At 57.0% G+C, this 18,931-nt stretch carries 22 protein-coding genes; 9 read left to right on the plus strand and 13 right to left on the minus strand.

All coding sequences use genetic code 11. The features are described 5' to 3' along the window. The coding region (locus AC1DPR_RS25125; protein WP_477817371.1) for a LysR family transcriptional regulator at window positions 1-327 on the minus strand (327 nt) is incomplete at its 3' end. Between the two features lie 126 nt (window positions 328-453). Here AC1DPR_RS25125 and AC1DPR_RS25130 point away from each other — a divergent pair. Further along, the gene (locus tag AC1DPR_RS25130) at window positions 454-786 is read left to right on the plus strand and encodes a helix-turn-helix domain-containing protein (RefSeq protein ID WP_018860348.1); all 333 of its coding nucleotides are present in this window, start codon (window positions 454-456) and stop codon (window positions 784-786) included. Window positions 787-1,093: 307 nt separating this feature from the next. Here AC1DPR_RS25130 and AC1DPR_RS25135 read toward each other — a convergent pair whose 3' ends face one another. Next, window positions 1,094-2,314 (minus strand): MFS transporter, encoded by a 1,221-nt coding sequence (locus tag AC1DPR_RS25135; RefSeq protein WP_477817372.1) that lies wholly within the window; start codon window positions 2,312-2,314, stop codon window positions 1,094-1,096. A 105-nt stretch (window positions 2,315-2,419) separates the two neighbouring features. Between AC1DPR_RS25135 and AC1DPR_RS25140 the strand changes: the two genes are divergently transcribed. Further along, the gene (locus AC1DPR_RS25140; RefSeq protein ID WP_477817373.1) at window positions 2,420-2,764 is read left to right on the plus strand and encodes an ArsR/SmtB family transcription factor; all 345 of its coding nucleotides are present in this window, start codon (window positions 2,420-2,422) and stop codon (window positions 2,762-2,764) included. 82 nt (window positions 2,765-2,846) lie between these two features. Here AC1DPR_RS25140 and AC1DPR_RS25145 read toward each other — a convergent pair whose 3' ends face one another. Continuing rightward, window positions 2,847-3,251, minus strand: a complete 405-nt coding sequence (locus AC1DPR_RS25145) for a winged helix-turn-helix transcriptional regulator (protein WP_477817374.1) — start codon at window positions 3,249-3,251, stop codon at window positions 2,847-2,849. Between the two features lie 100 nt (window positions 3,252-3,351). Between AC1DPR_RS25145 and AC1DPR_RS25150 the strand changes: the two genes are divergently transcribed. Beyond that, on the plus strand, window positions 3,352-4,329 hold the full coding sequence (locus AC1DPR_RS25150) for a quinone oxidoreductase family protein (protein ID WP_477817375.1): 978 nt from the start codon (window positions 3,352-3,354) through the stop codon (window positions 4,327-4,329). Between the two features lie 458 nt (window positions 4,330-4,787). On the opposite strand, the gene AC1DPR_RS25155 is transcribed toward AC1DPR_RS25150, so the two are convergent. The 3 genes from AC1DPR_RS25155 to AC1DPR_RS25165 all read right to left on the minus strand — a co-directional run bounded on the left by AC1DPR_RS25155 (window position 4,788) and on the right by AC1DPR_RS25165 (window position 7,270). Then, entirely contained in the window at window positions 4,788-5,384 is a 597-nt protein-coding gene (locus AC1DPR_RS25155; RefSeq protein ID WP_477817376.1) for a gamma carbonic anhydrase family protein, read from the minus strand. Continuing rightward, window positions 5,381-5,830, minus strand: a complete 450-nt coding sequence (locus AC1DPR_RS25160; RefSeq protein WP_477817377.1) for a MarR family winged helix-turn-helix transcriptional regulator — start codon at window positions 5,828-5,830, stop codon at window positions 5,381-5,383. Before AC1DPR_RS25160 ends, AC1DPR_RS25155 begins: the two co-directional genes overlap by 4 nt. A 537-nt stretch (window positions 5,831-6,367) precedes the next feature. Further along, window positions 6,368-7,270: a LysR substrate-binding domain-containing protein gene (locus tag AC1DPR_RS25165; RefSeq protein ID WP_477817378.1), complete on the minus strand. Its 903-nt coding sequence runs from the start codon at window positions 7,268-7,270 to the stop codon at window positions 6,368-6,370. Window positions 7,271-7,369: 99 nt separating this feature from the next. Here AC1DPR_RS25165 and AC1DPR_RS25170 point away from each other — a divergent pair, with 99 nt between their 5' ends. Both AC1DPR_RS25170 and AC1DPR_RS25175 read left to right on the plus strand, forming a co-directional pair. After that, window positions 7,370-8,359 carry a zinc-dependent alcohol dehydrogenase family protein gene (locus AC1DPR_RS25170; protein ID WP_477817379.1) on the plus strand — a complete coding sequence of 330 codons (990 nt, stop codon included), beginning with the start codon at window positions 7,370-7,372 and terminating at the stop codon, window positions 8,357-8,359. A gap of 540 nt (window positions 8,360-8,899) precedes the next feature. After that, window positions 8,900-9,130: a hypothetical protein gene (locus AC1DPR_RS25175; protein ID WP_062369725.1), complete on the plus strand. Its 231-nt coding sequence runs from the start codon at window positions 8,900-8,902 to the stop codon at window positions 9,128-9,130. Between the two features lie 480 nt (window positions 9,131-9,610). On the opposite strand, the gene nhaA is transcribed toward AC1DPR_RS25175, so the two are convergent. Then, window positions 9,611-10,807 (minus strand): Na+/H+ antiporter NhaA, encoded by a 1,197-nt coding sequence (gene nhaA, locus AC1DPR_RS25180; RefSeq protein WP_477817380.1) that lies wholly within the window; start codon window positions 10,805-10,807, stop codon window positions 9,611-9,613. 636 nt (window positions 10,808-11,443) lie between these two features. Here nhaA and AC1DPR_RS25185 point away from each other — a divergent pair. Further along, window positions 11,444-12,790, plus strand: a complete 1,347-nt coding sequence (locus AC1DPR_RS25185) for a chloride channel protein (RefSeq protein ID WP_477817381.1) — start codon at window positions 11,444-11,446, stop codon at window positions 12,788-12,790. Window positions 12,791-12,841: 51 nt separating this feature from the next. Here the strand turns inward: AC1DPR_RS25185 and AC1DPR_RS25190 are convergent, their stop codons facing one another. Then, window positions 12,842-13,024 carry a hypothetical protein gene (locus AC1DPR_RS25190; RefSeq protein WP_477817382.1) on the minus strand — a complete coding sequence of 61 codons (183 nt, stop codon included), beginning with the start codon at window positions 13,022-13,024 and terminating at the stop codon, window positions 12,842-12,844. Window positions 13,025-13,274: 250 nt separating this feature from the next. Between AC1DPR_RS25190 and AC1DPR_RS25195 the strand changes: the two genes are divergently transcribed. Both AC1DPR_RS25195 and AC1DPR_RS25200 read left to right on the plus strand, forming a co-directional pair. Then, window positions 13,275-13,715 carry a MarR family winged helix-turn-helix transcriptional regulator gene (locus tag AC1DPR_RS25195; protein ID WP_025662445.1) on the plus strand — a complete coding sequence of 147 codons (441 nt, stop codon included), beginning with the start codon at window positions 13,275-13,277 and terminating at the stop codon, window positions 13,713-13,715. Between the two features lie 86 nt (window positions 13,716-13,801). Next, entirely contained in the window at window positions 13,802-14,215 is a 414-nt protein-coding gene (locus tag AC1DPR_RS25200; protein WP_113489059.1) for a hypothetical protein, read from the plus strand. 284 nt (window positions 14,216-14,499) lie between these two features. Here the strand turns inward: AC1DPR_RS25200 and AC1DPR_RS25205 are convergent, their stop codons facing one another. The 5 genes from AC1DPR_RS25205 to AC1DPR_RS25225 all read right to left on the minus strand — a co-directional run bounded on the left by AC1DPR_RS25205 (window position 14,500) and on the right by AC1DPR_RS25225 (window position 17,332). Beyond that, window positions 14,500-14,823: a hypothetical protein gene (locus AC1DPR_RS25205; RefSeq protein ID WP_477817383.1), complete on the minus strand. Its 324-nt coding sequence runs from the start codon at window positions 14,821-14,823 to the stop codon at window positions 14,500-14,502. A 27-nt stretch (window positions 14,824-14,850) separates the two neighbouring features. After that, the gene (locus tag AC1DPR_RS25210; RefSeq protein WP_477817384.1) at window positions 14,851-15,252 is read right to left on the minus strand and encodes a response regulator; all 402 of its coding nucleotides are present in this window, start codon (window positions 15,250-15,252) and stop codon (window positions 14,851-14,853) included. A gap of 661 nt (window positions 15,253-15,913) precedes the next feature. Beyond that, entirely contained in the window at window positions 15,914-16,369 is a 456-nt protein-coding gene (locus AC1DPR_RS25215) for an invasion associated locus B family protein (protein WP_477817385.1), read from the minus strand. A gap of 80 nt (window positions 16,370-16,449) precedes the next feature. Next, window positions 16,450-16,674: a hypothetical protein gene (locus AC1DPR_RS25220; RefSeq protein ID WP_477817386.1), complete on the minus strand. Its 225-nt coding sequence runs from the start codon at window positions 16,672-16,674 to the stop codon at window positions 16,450-16,452. A 439-nt stretch (window positions 16,675-17,113) separates the two neighbouring features. Next, on the minus strand, window positions 17,114-17,332 hold the full coding sequence (locus AC1DPR_RS25225) for a hypothetical protein (protein ID WP_162764101.1): 219 nt from the start codon (window positions 17,330-17,332) through the stop codon (window positions 17,114-17,116). 1,137 nt (window positions 17,333-18,469) lie between these two features. Here AC1DPR_RS25225 and AC1DPR_RS25230 point away from each other — a divergent pair. Beyond that, complete coding sequence (locus tag AC1DPR_RS25230) at window positions 18,470-18,901, plus strand: hypothetical protein (RefSeq protein ID WP_477817387.1); 432 nt, start codon at window positions 18,470-18,472, stop codon at window positions 18,899-18,901. The last annotated feature ends 30 nt before the right edge of the window (window positions 18,902-18,931 follow it).

Below are 18,931 nucleotides of genomic sequence, written 5' to 3' on the forward strand. Positions count from 1 at the left end.
GAAGGTTGGCAGCATGCCCATGGTGGCCGGGTAGATGCTGCCGATCCTGATCTGGCGGATGCGGCTGCCGCCGGCTGCCCGCGTCAGTTCGGTGGTCAGGTCGATGTCGCTCAAGATCCGCACACAGCGATCGTAAAAGGTCTCACCTGCCCTGGTCAGCTCCACCCTTCTCGTCGAGCGGATGAACAGCGGGCAGCCAAGCTCCCTTTCCAGCGACATCACATGATTGCTGAGCGCCGGCTGGGCAATGTGCATCCTGGCTGCTGCCCGGCCGAAGTGCAGTTCCTCGGCCACTGCTTTGAAATAGGAGAGTTGGCGAAGTTCCATATCCGATTGTCTCCCTCAGATCAGAATGTTTCCAAATTTTGCGTGAGCACGACACTACATTTCGTTCTTATATCACTCCATATTGTTCGTAGCCAGAGACGTGTCAGTGAGGAACAAAGTGTTCCTATGGAGACACTCGCTAGACGCTTGCAGGAGAGAGCCCGGCAACTAGGTATTTCGAACGCCGAAGCAGCGCGGCGAGCGGGGCTCGAAGAGCGCCGTTATGCACACTATGTTTCGGGTCGCCGCGAGCCAGATTTGGTCACGCTGGTGCGAATTGCTTCTGCCCTCGGCACTTCACCAAACTGGATGCTTGGCGTATCGACGATTGCTAGCGACCCAGAACTAGCAGACTTCATTGAACGCTTCACGAACGCCGCCAATGGAATGACAAAGCAAGAAATCGAGCTGTGCGTCATACAAGCGGAGGCGATTGTCGCCGCAAAGTCCCGTCGCTAGACCCACCATTTGTCTGGTCCTGAAGAGACTAGAACCGGCGGCGCCTCGCGCAATGAGCTAAGTGCGTGATATGTTGAACTTCGAGGCTGAAGGCAATTTCTGGGACTCCCATGTGGGCTTGCCCAGCTCGCCAAGACGATCGCTGCCAACCTGACGAAACTGGATGATTTTGGCGACCTGCTCGAGATGCAGCCATACTGATTGAAGAATCGCGACGGTCGCTGATCGATGGCCACTGCGACTGTGCAACCAACCCTCGAGTCAAAAAACGGCGCCGAGGGTCAGCCAGTGTGACATCCTAATCGAACTATTCCCGTTCCAGACTTCGCGCGACTGCCAGCCCGCCCAGGACAGCGGTCGTAGCAAGCGCTGCCGCAAACAACGTTGCACCGATGGAGAGGCCAGCCTTGTCTATGACCAAGCCAATTGCGACCGGCATCAGACCTGCGGGGATGTAGCCTCCGATGTTGAGAACAGCGTTGGCTTCAGCACGATGATTTCCTGGCGCGTGCAGCCCGATCAAGGTCAGCCCGCCAAGCTGCCCGAGCCCCTGGCCACAGCCAGCGAAAACCGCAGCGCCAACCAATGCGGCGGCGTTTGATGATTGGACGGCAAGAGCGACCCCCGCCATCGCAAATACAGTTGCCGTAGCACTGGTCATAAGGATCGCGCGTATGGAAAGTGGACGCGCGGCGAATTGAATTCCGGTCGCAGCCAGAAACATGACGCAAGCCATACCTCCGGCAATCAGCGGGCTCGTGACCCCGAGCAAGCGCGACAAAAGCGATGGGCCGAGTGCGAGGACGAAAGAGGTGGACGTGATACCCGGTCCGAACACGGCGACGCCAAAGAGAACATGACGGCGATTGCCCCGCGGCAAGCTGGGCAGATGCAGACGCCATGATTGATCCGTACGACTGTTGCGGTGCTTCAGTGGCAATAGGAGCAAGACGAGTACCGCCGTCAGGAGAATGACCAGCTCAGAGAGGAAGATTGGCACGACCGGTTCTGCAATCGATGACGCGATAGCGCCTGCCAGCAGGGGGCCAAGTCCGGCACCTAGCACCATCGAGACAGACGCGATCAGCGAAGCTTGCCGCTTCCGTTCCGGACCGCCCAGATCGACCACTGCCGCCATACCCGCTGAGACCACGACCCCGACTGCCATGCCAGACAGGAACCGCGCAACGATCAACGCAATGATCGAGTTAGCCTGCGCGAAGAGCAAGCTCGCCGCGATCGCCGCCATGAGCCCGGGCAATAACACCGGGCGCCGACCGAACCGGTCGGAGAGCTGGCCGGCCGCCAGCAGCGTCAGAAGCAAACCTAGAATATAGGCCCCGAAGATACCTGTCAGTGTGGCCGACGAAAACCCGGCCGCCTGCCATCGCACGTAGAGCGGGGTCGCAGAGTTCGAAAGAATGAAGACGGCGCTGACGATCCAGGCTGCCCCCCACATCTGCCATGGCGGATTGGCTGCAATTTCGGATGTAGGTTGATCGACCGGACATGAACTGACTGATGACATTGAAGACTCCTATGCTAGTTCGAGTTTTCTCGTACTAGCATAGTTCGATTTATTTCGTACATACTAGTTCGACAAGAATCGTACTTTCGTGCTATGAGCGGTTTCATGACCAATTTGATTGCCCCCTCCGATCTACCACCGCCGCTGCCTGAACCGTCTGTCGAGGACCTTCGGCTGGAAACAGTTATGGGCGCGCTTGCCGATCCCTTGCGGCTCACCGTCATCCGCAAGCTGCTGATGGAATCGGAAGGATACGACCATGCCTGCGGATGGTTCGGGTTCGATCGACCGAAATCGTCGCTGACGCATCATTTCAAAGCTTTGCGCGAAGCCGGCCTAATCCATCAGAGGCAATACGGTCTCGAGCGACGCAGCCGGGTTAGAACGGAAGATCTCGACGCACGGTTTCCCGGCCTGCTAGACCTTGTGAGAGCGTGGCGCCCTGAATAGGCCTCTGTCTGGATTGCCAGTCAAAAGATGACGTGCCCCACTCGTAGCGGCGAGTAGATGTAAGGGTTGTGGCTTGGATCGCTCAATCACCGCCGACGGTGGTCGAGCCGCGCCCAGCATTGACCGGGCGGACAACACAGTCGACCAGCCGATCAATCTCGTCGAGCGCCACTGCGTGCCGCTGGCCCCAGTCGCATAGCGCTAGCATAACGGGTTCCAGGCTGAGACCCAGCTCTGTCGCGGAATAGTCGACACGAGGCGGGACTTGGCGGAAAACTGTGCGGTTCACCAATCCATGTTCCTCCAGCTCACGAAGCTGCTGAACGAGAACCTTCTGGCTGACCGACGGGATGAGTTTTGAAAGTTCCGACAGCCGCTTGGGCCCGTTCAGAAGGTGATAGAGGATCACGGCCTTCCAGCGGCCCGATATCGTGCGGATCGCTCGCTCTATCGGCAGGACGGGTAGTTTCTTGATCGGTTTGGCCATACTTACCAACTGGTCTGTATAGGAGAGAAGTGTCTGTAGAGTAGCATTGCGCTTTATGGATAGAAAGCTCGCTCTGAGGTTACACAGAGGAGTTCAGACATTGAAAAGCGTACAGATCAATGAGTTCGGCGAGCCCGATGTCCTAACGGTAGTCGAAGCGACACGTCCTGAAATCCGCGAGGATGACGAGATCCTCGTTCACGTGCGCGCATCGGGCGTGAATTTTTTTGAAGTTCTGATGCGGCGCGACCAATATGCGGTAACGCCATCGTTACCGGCAACCTTCGGCGTCGAAATCGCCGGCACCGTTGAAGCAGCCGGTCGGAACACTGGTGTCACGGTTGGAAGCCGGGTGGCTGTGCCATTGTTCGCCATCGGCCGTGACGGCGGATATGCGGAATACGTGGTGGTAAAGGGCGCGGCTGCCGTTCCAATCCCCGAAGCAGTGTCGTTTGAAACCGCGGTTGCATTGCAGGTCCAGGGTCTCACGGCGCTCCACGCCGTGCGGCAAACCTCCCCGAACGGCAAGTCGGTTCTGATTACCGCCGCTGGTGGTGGTGTGGGTACACTGCTGATCCAGCTTGCCAAGCAGGCCGGGGCCAAAAGAATTGTGGCGCTCGCGGGCTCTGACGAAAAGCTGCGAACAGCCGTGTCGCTGGGAGCGGATCTCGCCTTCAATTATCGAAGTAATGGCTGGTCAGCAAAATGCCGGGCGGCAGCGGGCGACGCGGGATTTGACATTGTCTATGACTTTGTCGGCGGCTCCCAAACCTCGTCTTTTGTTGAAATGTTGACACAGACGGGAGTACTTCTATTTGGAGCTCTGGGTAGATTCGCGCTTGACATCCCGAGCATGAACAAACTGCTGGCGGACGGGCAGACCGTCAAAGGGTTCGCCCTGCTGCCCTTGTTACAGGCGGGCGCCGTCCACCACGATTTGACCGAGCTGTTTCAGTTGACAGCCGCAGGACGTCTCACCCCGGTCATCGGGGGACGGTTTCCCTTGCAGAACGCAGCCGACGCACACCGGTTTGTCGAAACTCGCCAAAGCACGGGCAAAGTCATGCTTGTGACGTAGCCCAACGAAGATGGCGCGCCGATCTATTGCATCTGCCCGGCATCACGCTCCGCTCCCGCCTCGCCATCGGCAAACCGCCGCATCAGCGGCGACAATATCAACCGAGTCCTAATGGGATGAGGCAGTCGCGCCTTGCTCAACAGTTCCATAGCGCCTAAGCGGCGTGTTGCTTATACTACTCCCCACGAACTTCCTCCCGAATTGGCCTAAGCGATTGGGTGAGAGACCAATACCTTGGTCAGCCTTTCATCGGGCAGATAATCGGCTACTCTGGCGCCGCCAACCACCGGCAGATTTCCGCCATTCACGTCGGCATACCTCAGATGGTGGACCACGGTTGATCGCTGAACTGGAGAACGGACACCTCTCCCAGCTTTCGAAAAGTGGGGCTGCCTGTCGCGGAATCCTAACTCGTGCGCCTGATGCGCAGCGATGGCCGTCCCTACCGCGTTCCTTGTTTACACGCTTTCCGCACGATGCACACCGAGCGCGGCCGAAAGACCCGCCGTGACTTTCTGCATCACATTGGGCACGCTTCGGTCGACACCGTAAACGAAGCCGGGGAAGTCAAGCGGCTTCTGGTACAGCCAGATCGCCTCGTGCTGATCCGGGGGCAGGAGTTGAGCCGGATCGCCAACGGCAACCCAGCCGATCGGCACGGTCGTACCCGGCTCAAGGCGGGTGCGCAGGTGAACGATGCCGTTAATGCGAACTTCCGATCCACGGCCGATGTGAGCACCATGGAAAACCGCCGCGCCAGTGGCAACGAAGACCTCATCGTCGATTTTGGCGCCAACCACATGACTGTTGGGACCAACAACACAGTGATCTCCGAACGTGCAAGGATGGCGACCTGTGGCTCGGATTACTGCATTTTCCAACACAATGCAGTTGCGGCCGATGCGGATCGACCCGCCTGCCTCAGCAACAAGGCGGGCGCCATGCATGATGCGGCTGCCAGCCCCGATGACGACATTACCAGATACTGTAGCATCCGGAGCAACCCAAGCGTCGGAATCGATCGCCGGCGAATGTTCTGCATAAGAAATGATCATTCTTGATTTTCCTTCTTCTCAATCTCAGTTGCGCGACAGGCGATCGGGCAGACCTCGGGGCCGCAAAGATCATGCTCGCAGAGTCGACATGTCGTCCGAGCAAAAGCGCGGGAAGTCGTCGCACCAGCAAGAATCGTATCCAGCATGGACGCAAAGTGCTGCCGCTCGTCCCGTTGCAGCGCCGACAGCAAGTCGTCGAGCGCAGCCAGCCGGAGAGCGTGCAACTCCTCCACCTGCGCATGGCCTGCCTGCGTCAATGTCAGTGGCGTGACGCGACCTTCCGGTTTGCCGCGTTCAATCAATTCCTGACGCTCTAGCCCGTCGATCAACCGCACGGCATTAGGTTGACTGACGCCGACAACCACGGCGAGTTCGGTCGTCGTCAATCCGGGCTTGAAGTGCAGCATCGATAGAACGGCTGCCGCGCTCGGCGAAAGCCCCGCCAAGGAGGCTTCCGTTCGGTCGCGAATCATGGCGCCGAGGGCACCGAGTTTGTTGGCTTCTAATAATTGCATACCATATGCATATCTATTCTTACCGTGACGTCAAGAAGGAACCGATAGAGAATTGTGCAGATCATCAGCATTGTCCCGCGCGCCCTCCGCGTCATGGTGTCGTCCGCGATCGACCCCAAGAGGCTCCGGCGACATATCGCTTCGAAATTTCGGCGACCTCTCGCAACCTGAGGGTCGGCGCCAGGACGCTTTTGGGGTTGGCCGTAATAATGCTCGATGTCGGCACGACCGTAGACTAGAGACTGTGGGGCAAAGAGATCAATCTGCTACGTCCGGAACCTCGCGAACGACTGAATGGGATTTTCGTTGGGACATTCTTTCTGGGGGCGGCGGACAGGCACTTGGCGGGTGTGGCTTGGCTTGTGTGTTTTTGTTTGGCGGGATTTGGCTCCTTGGCATTACTGGCCGACGTCGTCGGATAGTTTTGGGAACTGCCACTGACATCGATCAACGAGGTCCCTCGGAGCGTTACATGAGGCGGGGCAGCTCAAGAGCGAGATGATCCAGAGCAATCCGGATCTTGGGTGTCGGTACGTCTTTGTGCCAGAGAGCGTGGTTGTGATAGGAGTAACTCCGCCCTGGAAAGGGAACCGACACAAGCTCTCTGTGTTCAATGCGCTCACGAACCAACCAACTCGGCAGCCAAGCGACGCCGAGCCCAGCCACTGCGGCATCGGCAATCGCTGCAAGGTCGTCCATCACGAAACGTCCATGCGGCTCGATATCAATTGGCGCTCCATTGTCGTCGCGGAATCGCCACCTCTGTGGTCGCGCAATTCTGCCGAATGCGATGGTCTCATGAGCGCCGATGCTGGCAAGGTCAACGGGCTGCCCGCGCTGGGCCAGGTAAGTTGGCGAACCACATATCAGCATCCGATGAGTCGATAGGCGCCGTGTCATCATGCCAGCACCTCCGGCGACGGCATCATGATGCTCGCCGATACTCCGGATCGCCAAATCGTAGTCATCGAGATCAACTATATTGTCGGTAAAAGACATCTCGAGTTTAAGCTTGGGAAAATCACCGGCCATCTTCAGCATGATAGGGGCGATACAGACCCGACCAAGCAAGCTTGGCGCGGTGACGCGCAGCCTACCTTGTGGCTCGGCAAGATTTTCCGAGGCCATGGTCTCTGCCGCCTCTATGTCGGCCAGAATGGTCCGGCACTGGTCGTAGTAAGTCCGGCCGGCCTCGGTGAGTGATTGACGCCGGGTCGTGCGATTGATCAGGCGCACTCCCAGACGATGCTCCAGGGAATAGACGTGTTTTCCCACCATGGGCGCGGAGAGCCCGAGTACATCGGCAGCCCGGGCAAAAGAGCCGGTTTCTACAGCCTTAACAAAAGCTGTCATGCTTTCGATCCGGTCCAATTCGAAACTCCTAGTTTCGTGAGAATTGCCAATAGCGGGATTTTTCGAACCTATTCAATCTGAGATCAATTAATTCGAAAATACACATGAGGAGTTGTCATGTCGCGAATAGTGCGTTTCCACGAAATCGGCGGGCCAGAGGTCCTACGAATTGAAGATATCGCCCCCATTCAGCCGGGTCCGGGCGAAATACGTATCCGGGTCAAAGCCATCGGCGTGAATCGTGCCGATATTCTGATGCGTTCCGGCACCTACATCCAGACACCTTCCCTTCCCAGTGGTCTGGGACTTGAAGCCGCAGGTTTCGTTGACGAGATCGGTAGTGGCGTCGAAGGGCTTTCACCGGGAGACAGAGTGAGCGTGATTCCCTCCGTGTCCATGGAGAGGTGGCCAGCGTATGGGGAAATGGCCATTTTTCCAGCGCATCTAGTCGTCAGGCATCCATCGACAATCAGCTTCGAGGTGGCGGCTGCAAGCTGGATGCAGTACCTGACCGCGTATGGCGCACTGATTGACATTGCTTCATTGACTGCAGAGGAACCTGTCCTCGTGACTGCTGCATCCAGCAGTGTTGGACTTGCGGCCATCCAGATCTCGAATCTGATAGGAGCCCGCCCCATAGCAGTCACCCGCGGCAGAGCCAAGGCGCAGTTGCTCCGGGATGTTGGCGCTCACGATGTGATTTTCTCGGAAGATGATGATTTCCAGGCCCAACTGATCGCCGCTGGTGGAGAAAATGGATTTCGGGTTGTGTTTGATCCCGTCGCGGGTCCTGCCTTCACGGCCATCACCACTGCAATGGCTGTGGGTGGCATTCTGATCGAATACGGCGGACTAAGCCCAGATGCAACACCGTTCCCGGTTGGGCCTGTGCTTTCGAAAAGCCTGATATTGAAAGGATATCTTGTTCATGAAATCGTTCGAGATCCTATCCGTCTGGAGAAAGCAAAGCGCTTTATCCTTGGCGCCCTCGCCTCAGGTGCTTTGAAGCCGGTAATCGCAAGGAAATTTGCCTTTGAGGAAATCGCAGAGGCGCACCGGTTCCTCGAGACGAACCAACATCTGGGAAAGGTGGTAGTAGCGGTCTAGCTAAAGGCGATACCGCTGGCAAGTTCGGGAGGAACAAGCTGCCTGCCGAACCTGGCCTCACCGGCCGAACTGGTTGCGTAGGAACTAAATTAAGGTGCAGCTATGCCGGTAGATATGACGACCTTCCGACCTTAGTCGTTTCCGCCGACAGCGGTTGAATCGTTGCTTTGAGAACCTGAACTGCTCTCAAAGCCTATAACGGCCCTTTGCCCAGCTGCCCCGCGGGGCTTTTTCCCCGCTTAGAGTGGTGCCGGTTTCGATCCTCGATCAAACGCCATACGTAAGCAAATCAGATGGTCATGGTTCCCTAATGAGCCGGGTCGCGTTGATCAGCTAACAAGATGCCGCGATAGCAGTTCGTGTGTGCGGATTAGATCCGTTGCGCTTGCTTGGTGGCCCCTGCGGAGCGTGGGCTCGCTTTCATCAAACATTCAGTCCGCTGGCGGACAAGCCTGAGCATGCAAAAAGTGAGCAATATAGGTCACGCTTTGTTGTGCCAATTGTGTTTGAAAAGCGGCGAGATTGTGTAATAATTAGGCAATGAGGGAAATCAAACCGCCGTTATTTGGGCTGTACCATGATCATCGCGCCTCTCAACGCCGGGCAGTATTTCAACGCGAGCTTGACCGATTGATTGAGGCGGCGGTTGCTGCAGGTTGGAGAGAAGCGGAAATCGCACTTGAAGTTGCGGATCTCGCGGAGGATTACGTCATGAAGCTGGCAAAGAGCGACGGCATATCATTCGCGAACGACAATACTTGCAAGAATTAGGCTGGAAGGCGCGGGAGCGATCGTGAGCACTGCCACCGACCCCGGAGGAAAAAATGAACTCAGCGGCAAAAGGTTGGATGCAGTCTACGATAAAGCCCCTAAAGATATTCGCGTCTGCAATGTGCGTTTCCGCGCTTCTACTGTGTTTGCTCGTACTAATGATGCGACATTTCGGCCCCCTCATTGTCGCGAGCTATCTTTATTCAGAACAATCGACGGCGATTCTAATGGTCGATTAGCTAAGTAGATCAGCAAAGGGAGTTCGTACGGCGGCCTGCTCCTGCAATCACTAGGTGTCGACCGAGAGTTTGCGCCGAGCATTATGAAAACGTCGGCGGGGATGTGGGGGTAACGCACCTCACGAGAGGGCTGTTGCGAGCGCCCACAACGTCGCCTAAACCATACCCGCCGCGAATCCTTGCGTTTTCCTCGCTTCAAGATCGGCGCAGATTGCCTTCACCAAACGAGAAGCAAGTGTGATCATGCAGCCTTCGCAACTGCCTTCCGTCGGCTGACGAGGAGGACACCCGATCCGACGATCCCCGAAAGGGCTGATCCTATCAGGATGCCGATCTTCACCTTGTCCTGGATTGAAGGATCATCAAAGGCCAACAACGCGATGAACAAGCTCATTGTGAACCCGATACCACATAGGATGGCCACACCGGTCATTTGCGACCAATTGGCAGTCGCCGGAAGCTGCGCCCATTTCAGTTTCACAAGGATCGCCACGGTGGCCAGAACACCGGATAGCTTTCCGGCAAATAGCCCAGCAGCGACGCCAAGTGTGTGAGGATCAACGAGCGTCATGAGCGACGTGCCAGCAAGCGATACGCCTGCATTGGCAAAACCGAAGATCGGAACAATCACGAAGGCAACCGGACGATGGAGGAGATTCTCAAGATGATGCAGTGGGGACTCCTGGTCGCGGGCCTCCGGTGTGCCGGGGGTACGCTTGATCGGGATTGCGAGTGCCAGCATGACGCCCGCCAGCGTCGCGTGGACGCCGGAGGCGAAGACAAGCAGCCACAAGACAATTCCCAGCGCCAGGTAAGCCGGGAGCCTCATGACGCCGGCACGGTTGATCACGAAGAGCAGAGCAAGGGTCACCGCAGCGCCGGCGAGCGCAACGACATTGATATCAGTGGTGTAGAAGATCGCGATGACAATGACGGCACCAAGGTCATCGATGATCGCAAGCGCCGCCAGAAAGATCTTGAGCGAGGCAGGAACTCGGTTCCCGAAAAGCGACAGCACGCCTAGCGCAAAGGCGATGTCGGTCGCGGTCGGGATCGCCCATCCTCGAAGGCTGGCCGGATTGCCGAGGTTGAATGCCACATAGATCAGTGCCGGCATCAGCATACCACCAGCGGCCGCAGCGCCCGGAAGGATACGCCTACTCCATGTCGATAGCTGGCCGTCAAGCATCTCGCGCTTGATCTCAAGACCCACCAGCAGGAAGAAGACGGCCATGAGCGCGTCGTTGATCCAGTGCAGCAGGCTGAGCGGACCAATATGCACATGCAGCGCGTGAAAATAGATCTCGGCAAGCGGCGAGTTAGCGACAACAAGCGCGAGTGCTGCCGACGCCATCAGGGCAAGACCGCCCGATGCTTCGTTGTCGAGAAATCGGCGAAGTGTGGACTGTATGCGGCCAGTCGAGGTCGGCGAGGACATGGGTTCGCGCTCCCTGTTGGAAGGTTGATCGTCAGTCTCCGTCAATTTCGGGAAGCCCGCGGCGCACGCAGCACACGCCATTCGTCAGAGATAGCGTAAGAGTGAACGCATTGCTACAATCAATGAGATATAATGTCGGCATGCCAAATAAGACCACGTTACTGCTCGCATTGGCGGGGCTCGCCCTTATTCTGATTCTCGTGTGGACCTTGCTACTCATCGGTCATACTGTCGCGCCACCGCCGGTCTGACAAAGCAGGCACTTTGCGCAGGTCGGAATTCTTCACCGGTTTGTCGATTAATCCAGCACGGTCAATACAAGCCACCTCGGCCCTCATATTGAGGGCCCCTCTAATTTTTCCGCCATTCTTTCAGATCTTGACCAACAATCGAACGCATTCTATGTCACGCGATGATATTTGTACGGCATCGAGCGTGCAGAGAGATACGCGATCGTTTTGGCGGTTTTTGCGATAGCGTCCTCGCGATTTGCTTCGTCGTGCGGGTCAGAGCCTTGTCGGCTGCAATGGGAATGCCCCTCTAAGACGCAGCCCAACTAATGATACCACCCAAGGGGTCCGCTTTTCTCAGCCCTTACGCTAAGATCGAAGACCCAGACCTGTTTCCGAGTCCCCCATGCCCTCCTCCTATCGTAATTTCAAGCTGCTCCGTCGCTCTCGCGTTTTCTGGGGATCCTTCTCTCTCTGGCAGCCGCGGCTGGTTTTCTGGTGCGGGGCCCTAGCGATCGGCGTGATCAGCGTCGGCTTCGCCAAGCTCGCCGATCTGGCTCAGCACGGATTTTCGAGCCTGACATCCTCGGGTGAATGGGCCTTCCTGCTACCGCTCGTCCTGACGCCCCTCGTCTTCATGCTGTCGGCCTGTCTGGCGGCGACACTGTTTCCGAATTCGCAGGGCAGCGGCATTCCACAGGCGATTGCCGCCCGGCATCTGCGCGACGAGGACGACCGGTCACGGCTCCTGTCGCTCCGGATCGCCTTCGGCAAGATCGTCCTGACGGTGCTCGGGCTCTTCTCCGGCGCCTCGATCGGCCGCGAAGGCCCGACGGTGCAGGTTGGCGCGTCGATCATGCTCGCCGTCGCCCGCTTCGGTGGCATGGCGCAGGCGCGCGGCCTAATACTTGCCGGGTCGGCGGCGGGCATCGCGGCCGCCTTCAACACGCCGCTCGCCGGTATCGTCTTCGCCATCGAGGAGATGAGCCGCACTTATGAGTCACGGGCGAACGGACTGGTGCTCACCGCCGTCATCTTGTCCGGCCTTGCGGCACTCGGGCTTGCAGGCAGCTACAACTATTTCGGCGAAGCCTCTGTGGCGCCAACGCAATTGCGCGACTGGGGCCTCGTCCTGGTCTGCGGCATCGGCGGCGGTGCGCTGGGCGCTGCCTTCAGCGGCTTTGCATTGCATTTCGGCCAGAAGATCCGCCGCTGGGCGCAGCCGCAACCGTTGAAGCGCATGCTTGTTCTGGCTGGTATCTGCGGTCTCGCCATTGCCGTGATCGGCATCCTCTCGGGCGGCACGACTTTCGGCACCGGCTATGAACAGGCCCGCGGCGCCGTCGAAGGCCATGCGCTGCCGCTGCTGTTCTTCGTGGAGAAACTGGCCGCCAGCTTCCTGTCGATGCTTTCAGCCATTCCGGGCGGCATCTTTGCGCCATCACTTGCCGTCGGCGCCGGTTTCGGTAGCACCGTCGGCTCGCTCCTCGGCACCAGCATCGCGCTGTCGGCAATCCTTGGCATGGCAGGTTATTTCTCCGGCGTCGTGCAGGCGCCGATGACCGCCTTCGTCATCATTCTCGAGATGACCGGCGACCACCAGGCTGTCATCCCGATCATGGCCGTCTCTATGATCGGCTACGTGACGTCGCGCATCCTCTCTCGCGAGCCGCTTTATCACGGTCTGTCGCGCGTCTTCATCGCCGCAGCCATTCGGGCGCGGCGGGCGGAAGGGAACAGCCCGCATCCATAAGGGAACAAGCGCGCCCTTCCTTGGGCACGGTACCCGAGGGAGTTTGAGGACCTAATCCCGTAAACCCTGAATTTCCTGGTCGATCGTCCGCATACGGTGCTGGTGGAGCGCATTGAGAACGACAAAAAGCCGGCGGGCGTCTGCCTCTTCGAGCCCATCAAGTGATCGCCCGAGGTACTCGAAAGGCCAGCCCGTATAGATATCGAAAACCGTCCAGCTGCGATCTCCTTCCATTCGAATCCCATACCGAGCAACTTCGATCGACATTTTCACAAAGGGTCGCTCCAGAACTCTCAAAAATTCCAAGACGTCACGATTTTGGCACAGTCATCGGAGCAATTCGATGGGATTATGGTTCGCGAGTTAGAAGTCGATGCCAGTGCCTGGCACTGTCTCCCACATTGGCTGGCAAACTCGCGAACCGTTCTCCTGGCGTGTTCGCCGATTTTATATCACATCATGACTTACGCAAAGGATTTATTCGATGCCTGGCCCCAAGGCAAAAAAAACGGCGCTGAGCGACCATGTCTACGATGGGTTGGCCGGTTTTCGACTTGCAATGCGGCGCTTCCTGGCATTTAGCGAGGCTGCGCTTGCCGAAGCTGGTGTGACGTCGCAGCAGTATCAGGCGCTCCTTGTGGTGCGCACTTCACCCCGCCACAAGATCAGGCTACGGGATCTCGCCGAGCAGATGCTGATGCACCACAATGGCGCCGTTCAGCTCGTCGACCGGATGTGTGCAGCGGGCCTGGCAGAACGTATTCCAGCCGAGGACGACAAACGCAGCGTCATGATTGGTATGACCTCGAAGGGCCGCGATGTCCTCGAGGCCCTTGCCCGTGTTCACGTCGAGGGCATGCTGGAGAACGAGCCCCTGTTGGCGGAATCCCTGTCCCGTCTTCGGAAGGTCACCGAACTCGCCTGAAGGCGATCACCTGTTTTTGATCACGCCGTGATTGATCTGCGAGCCCGATTTTGTATCATAACATGATATAAAAGAGGAGAACAGCTATGGCGGATCACGAACGCGGCTGGTCGAGCTACCGACCATCGAAGACATTGTGGGGATGGTCGCTCGTCGGGGCATCGGCATTGACAATGGTGCTCGGCTTTACTTGGGGTGGATGGACGACTTCGGGCCGGGCAGGTGTCATGACGGATATTGCCGTCAGGGACGCAAGGGCCGATCTGGTGGCGAGCGTCTGCGTGCACAACTTCGTCACGGCAAATGACGCCGCCGACAATCTTAAATCCCTTAAGGCGAAATCGTCATGGGAGCGCGACGACTTTATCAAGGAAGGCGGTTGGGCAAAGATCGCCGGGATCGACGAAACGGTTGCAACCGCGACGGATGCCTGTGCCGACCAGCTCATCAAGTTGAAAGAACTGCCGCAGGCTACCGATCCTGTCGTCTCGGATAGCTAGCGTTCGACTGGATGTTAAGAGTTTCCCGGTCGGCGTATGGCCCGCCCGAAATGATTTCGGGCGGGCCATTTGCATTGACGCGGACCATTTCTTTGATCAACCGAGAGTAACAACAGCCCACGGTACTCCTCCGCCGAGTGGCGGTTTGTTGCGCCCTCTTGAAACAGAAATCTGACCCCGAGGGCGCATAGCTATGTTGAAGGCACATGGACCGGTAACCCAATCATACTGCAATGTAGTCGTTATCGCCGTCATAGCGAGGATAGTTGCACTCACGATTTGACTTAGGTGCGCTTAACGTTGTCCTCATCACCCTCCCGGCTCCCGTCTTGAAGTGCCTGAAGAACTTCCCTCGCCATTAGATGCGCGGCCATCAGGACCGCTGGAGACAGAGGCCGGCCATCGCGGGCTTCCCGAGAGATCTTCAGCAAGCCGACAAGCTCGATCGGATTCTCGATGAAGCCGTCAAGGATTTCCTCGACATCCCGAGGCAGCGATATTCCCATCCCGGTCGCCAGCTGCCCTTGATTATTGAGCACTCCACGATTGATGAGAATGGTTTCGATCAGCCCGACCCAAAGGCCGAGCTCGGCGCGCATGTCGTTCATGGTGTTCCCCGACCCTGTCTTGCTTTTTCAGGCAAAAAGCCGCATCCCGCTTGGCGGAATTCCCCGACCTCCTCGGCGGATGGTCTGAAGGTAGCTCAGCACTTTGCCGATCGTGGGCGGATCGACCGGTTTGGAAATTATCCCTACGACGCCCGTCAGGCCGTCTTGAATGGCTTCAGGATTGCCCGTCACCATCACCACCAACAACCTGAGCTCACTCGCAAGATACTGGGCGATCCTCGGACCGGTCGCGCCATCTCGAAGGTTGACGTCCACCAGAGCAATCGTACTGAAGGGGGCCAGCCGGTAGGCCGTCTCGAAACAGTCGGCTATGCCTGACGTCTCGTATCCGAAACTTAAAACGATGTCGCGAAGGTCCTCGGCCAGAAAGGCGTCGTCCTCTACGATTAGAATTTTCTCGTCGCTCATGGCTCCCCCATCATTTTGTTCAGCCTGCATTCAGGATTGACAATATGGACGAGCCGTTAAAGAATGTCATCATATGATACAATAGAGGGCGCTATGACGAGAACAGCTTTGATATCCGCAATATTTGCGAGCTATGTCGCCATCATGTTCGCCATCGCTTCTATTCCCGGCGAGGCGACTAAACTTGCTTCTCAGATCCCCGCTGAGTGGGCCCTCAATTGAGGTACCAGGAATGGACGTGAAACTCTTTCTGGCGGGGGTGGCGGTCCTTTGCGCAGGCATTTCCAGCGGTTCCGTGTACGTGCTTTTCTATCTCTGAGAGGATCTCTGCAAGAAAGGGTCCACCGATGTCTTGTGGCGGCTTACGCGTCGCCGACTACATTGGGAAGCGTCGACCCTCCACCTTTGCAGCGAGGGCCTCCTGATGTTGATGGAAAGCGGCGAGCAAGAGGGCTGTCGTCAGCGTGACGTCTCATCGTTTCACCGCCATTATGGTCAGACGGCACGAGGCCCGCAGAACTATAGAACGGTTCGGCCATTCCAAGGCCGACCTTGATCTTCTCCTTGCCGGCCGTGGCCCAACAAGCACCCACCGGCGTCGCGAGGTCTGGACCGCCGAGGAGAGCGCAGCATTTGGGCTCGACAAGCGGCGTTGGCCCCGTCACTTGCAGTGGGAGACGCTGTCCAAGGCTGCAGAAAATCCTTCGAGCGAATAAGTGTAGGTCGTGCGGGTGCCCGTTGCGGATACTGCCCGAAGGACCATGGTGTGCCCTGCCCGCAAAACTTTCATCAGTTCGGGAGCACGAGATGTGTCGTTGACCCAGCCCGTGTTGTCCCTCGTGAACATACGAAACGTGCTCGGGCCAACGGAGACATCAATCATGGACCGAGGCCTGAGCGGATAGCCGGCAATGACCTCGGGTTCTTTGCGATCTAAGCCTTCGGCGGGGGCGATGAGGAAGTAGTTCTTTCCGTGATCGACATTCGATGGCTGAGAGTCCTTCGGGACCGAAAGCGCGTAGCACACAGTTTTGCCGCCTCGTTGATACGCATAGACACCCCCGGTCGCCACTGCTGCTGATCGTCTTTGGCAATGCTTCGGCCGAGGCCGCTCCACCTCCGAGAACGATCAATGCGACCAGCCAGGCATGCTTTTTCATGTTCGATCCTTCTTTCAACTTGGTTGATTTTCATTTTCTAGCGGCGAGCACGGGCTCGCAGACCGCGCAAGTATCGCACTTGCTCGATGGTGATCGCGCCCGCTTCGATGACGCCTTCCCATATCCGATTGCCGAAACGGCAAGTGACGTGCAAGCAGCCTTCGCCCTCCCGGACCTCCACTGAGATAAGACCCTGCGCCCGATAGCGTTGGAACTCGCGGATCTTCAGGCCCAACCTGTCGGCCAGGACCTCGTCGGCCACTTGGTCTCCCCTGCTCATGTCAGCGGAGACCGATCGCCGTGGACGGTGAAACAATTTTTATCATGCCGTGATATAAATATTTCCCGACCTGCGTTTCAAGAGATTTTTCTGCAAGCTTTGGAGGTAGAATTTGGTCCGGTCGCCAGGGTCATCCGACGGGCGAGCACTAGAGAGATAGCAAGGATGGCGCGTGTCCCTGAATTTTTGCAGAAAACACCACTGAGCGCCGCGAGCGCATCATGGTCCGTCGCCTAGCAAACACCGAATAGCGCTTTCGTGATCGGATAAAATTCGCGAGCCTACAAGGGTTGGCGTTGACCTTCGTCTGCCACCACGTGGCGAGTGGAGCGCCGGACGGCTCTCCGTTGCACGGACTCCTCCCACATGGCTACAGCCTTGCGTCGGAGTTTTCGCAAAACGGAAACAACCAGCTGAGATGTCAGGTGTTGCACACCATGCGAACATAGTCTGACAGGACGGGATCATCGGCCAGTCGCGCCTGAAAGGTTTCCTCAGTCAAATGGCCGAAGCGATAGTCATCCAGAAATTGTTGCTGTTCCTCGGTGAGCGATGGAAGTTCACGAGAACCACGAAGTTGTAGAGATCGCGAGGAACGCCGGTCAGCCGGCTTGTCGCTTTCATGAGCGTTAGGGAACATTCTGTCATCCTTTCTCCCAAGACTGGGCAATCAGGCTTGTAGAGGCAGAAACACGTTCCGACCGCGTCATGTTTGCGAAGTTCCGGTCTTTTGTCTCCGCCCAAGCGAAGAAAGCTCAATTTGACAATTTATATCATGCGATGATCTATCTGTCCTCAACAGAGACAGGCTCCCATTCGAATAATAAGGACTTCGGACTCTACACGGCAGCAGTGTGTGGGACAGATCAGCGACCCTTCTCGGACTGAAGGGTCATGAGCAGGCTCAGAGGCTGGACAAACACCCGGCGACAGAAGGGAGCTGGCAAGGTAAAACAATTGTTCACATTGTTATGATCGTTCATGCTGGGTTCATATTTGACATATTTCGCATTCCCGTGCGAATATCATGCCGTGATACATCCTCATGTCTGCCGGGACTGCAGTTTGTAGAGACCTAGGCAGCGGTTCATCAGCGACAGGAGTTCCAACAAGTGTGGCATTACTTCTCTCCGCCCAGGCCCGTAGAAGAGATTGTCGATATCGTCGCCTTGAGCGTGCTGCTTGACGAATGGCGCGCAAGCCGTGGCCTGAAGCAGAGCGATGAGTTGGCCCAAGTCGCAACCGCGAAAATCATCGCGGCCCGCTCCTCTGGAGTAGCTCTGACAGAACTAAAATATATCTTGTCTCGGCTTACAGTTGAGGAGGCGTCTCCGACGAACGGCTGAACGTCTATTCGCTACTCCAAGGCAGCGAACAGAGCAGACAGCGACGATATTAGACTTCTTTTGAAGGACAATCTTGTGCAGCGTTGGATGGAGGTCAGAAACACGAATATCGCGTATCTCGCCAATGATGTTGGCGCGAATAAACTATTTCTGTCGAAACTCGATACAGAACTAAATATTATCGAGCAATAGGTCTCATTCCTAAATGAGATAATTCACGATATACTCTATCCTATTATTTTCTTACTTTGTGATCACGGACATTTTATTTGATAGTGGCGATTGTCGCACCACCTTAATCATATTGGCTCGCAGATGTGCATCGCACTCCTTCTCTGGCCGCTGCGAGTCGGGCCGGTAGCTATCAGGCGCCGGCCCTGTTCCCCCGCCTCCCCGGCATTCGCAAGCGAGCATTGGAAAGGAACATGACAATGACCAACACGGACTCTCAGAAGAATACACTGGCGATGCGCTGGCATGAGTACAGTCCATCGAAGAAGCTGTGGATCTGGTCGATGGTGGGGGCGTCGGTCGTGACAATGGCGTTGGGATTTACCGCAGGCGGATGGACGACTTCTGGCCGTGCGTCCGTCATGGCCGATCGTGCCGCACGCGAAGCAACTTCGAAATTGGTCGCCTCAGTGTGTGTGCAACGGTTTGCCTCATCGGCTGATGCCGCAAAAAATCTAAATGATCTAAAGAAAACGTACTCGTGGCAACGTGGTGACTTCATTGAAAAAGGAGGATGGGTCGCGCTTGTTGGGGTGGAGAATAGTGTTCCAGGCGCTGCAAATCTTTGCGCCGACCGCTTGATCGAGATGAAAGACCTACCGACCGTCAGCGCAGATGCCAGCGCGAGTTAGCAACGGAGGAGAGCATTGTGACGACTGATG

It is taken from the genome of Rhizobium sp. 01T417, assembly GCF_056398905.1.

What these genes read in the sequence shown, in the direction of transcription:
- AC1DPR_RS25230 (WP_477817387.1), top strand. Translation starts at nt 18,470, where the DNA reads ATGACCAACACGGACTCTCAGAAGAATACACTGGCGATGCGCTGGCAT.
- AC1DPR_RS25135 (WP_477817372.1), bottom strand. Translation starts at nt 2,314, where the DNA reads ATGTCATCAGTCAGTTCATGTCCGGTCGATCAACCTACATCCGAAATT.
- AC1DPR_RS25225 (WP_162764101.1), bottom strand. Translation starts at nt 17,332, where the DNA reads ATGTTCCCTAACGCTCATGAAAGCGACAAGCCGGCTGACCGGCGTTCC.
- AC1DPR_RS25130 (WP_018860348.1), top strand. Translation starts at nt 454, where the DNA reads ATGGAGACACTCGCTAGACGCTTGCAGGAGAGAGCCCGGCAACTAGGT.
- AC1DPR_RS25175 (WP_062369725.1), top strand. Translation starts at nt 8,900, where the DNA reads ATGAGGGAAATCAAACCGCCGTTATTTGGGCTGTACCATGATCATCGC.
- AC1DPR_RS25145 (WP_477817374.1), bottom strand. Translation starts at nt 3,251, where the DNA reads ATGGCCAAACCGATCAAGAAACTACCCGTCCTGCCGATAGAGCGAGCG.
- AC1DPR_RS25170 (WP_477817379.1), top strand. Translation starts at nt 7,370, where the DNA reads ATGTCGCGAATAGTGCGTTTCCACGAAATCGGCGGGCCAGAGGTCCTA.
- AC1DPR_RS25195 (WP_025662445.1), top strand. Translation starts at nt 13,275, where the DNA reads ATGCCTGGCCCCAAGGCAAAAAAAACGGCGCTGAGCGACCATGTCTAC.
- AC1DPR_RS25140 (WP_477817373.1), top strand. Translation starts at nt 2,420, where the DNA reads ATGACCAATTTGATTGCCCCCTCCGATCTACCACCGCCGCTGCCTGAA.
- AC1DPR_RS25190 (WP_477817382.1), bottom strand. Translation starts at nt 13,024, where the DNA reads ATGGAAGGAGATCGCAGCTGGACGGTTTTCGATATCTATACGGGCTGG.
- AC1DPR_RS25155 (WP_477817376.1), bottom strand. Translation starts at nt 5,384, where the DNA reads ATGATCATTTCTTATGCAGAACATTCGCCGGCGATCGATTCCGACGCT.
- AC1DPR_RS25205 (WP_477817383.1), bottom strand. Translation starts at nt 14,823, where the DNA reads ATGAACGACATGCGCGCCGAGCTCGGCCTTTGGGTCGGGCTGATCGAA.
- AC1DPR_RS25210 (WP_477817384.1), bottom strand. Translation starts at nt 15,252, where the DNA reads ATGAGCGACGAGAAAATTCTAATCGTAGAGGACGACGCCTTTCTGGCC.
- nhaA (WP_477817380.1), bottom strand. Translation starts at nt 10,807, where the DNA reads ATGTCCTCGCCGACCTCGACTGGCCGCATACAGTCCACACTTCGCCGA.
- AC1DPR_RS25185 (WP_477817381.1), top strand. Translation starts at nt 11,444, where the DNA reads ATGCCCTCCTCCTATCGTAATTTCAAGCTGCTCCGTCGCTCTCGCGTT.
- AC1DPR_RS25200 (WP_113489059.1), top strand. Translation starts at nt 13,802, where the DNA reads ATGGCGGATCACGAACGCGGCTGGTCGAGCTACCGACCATCGAAGACA.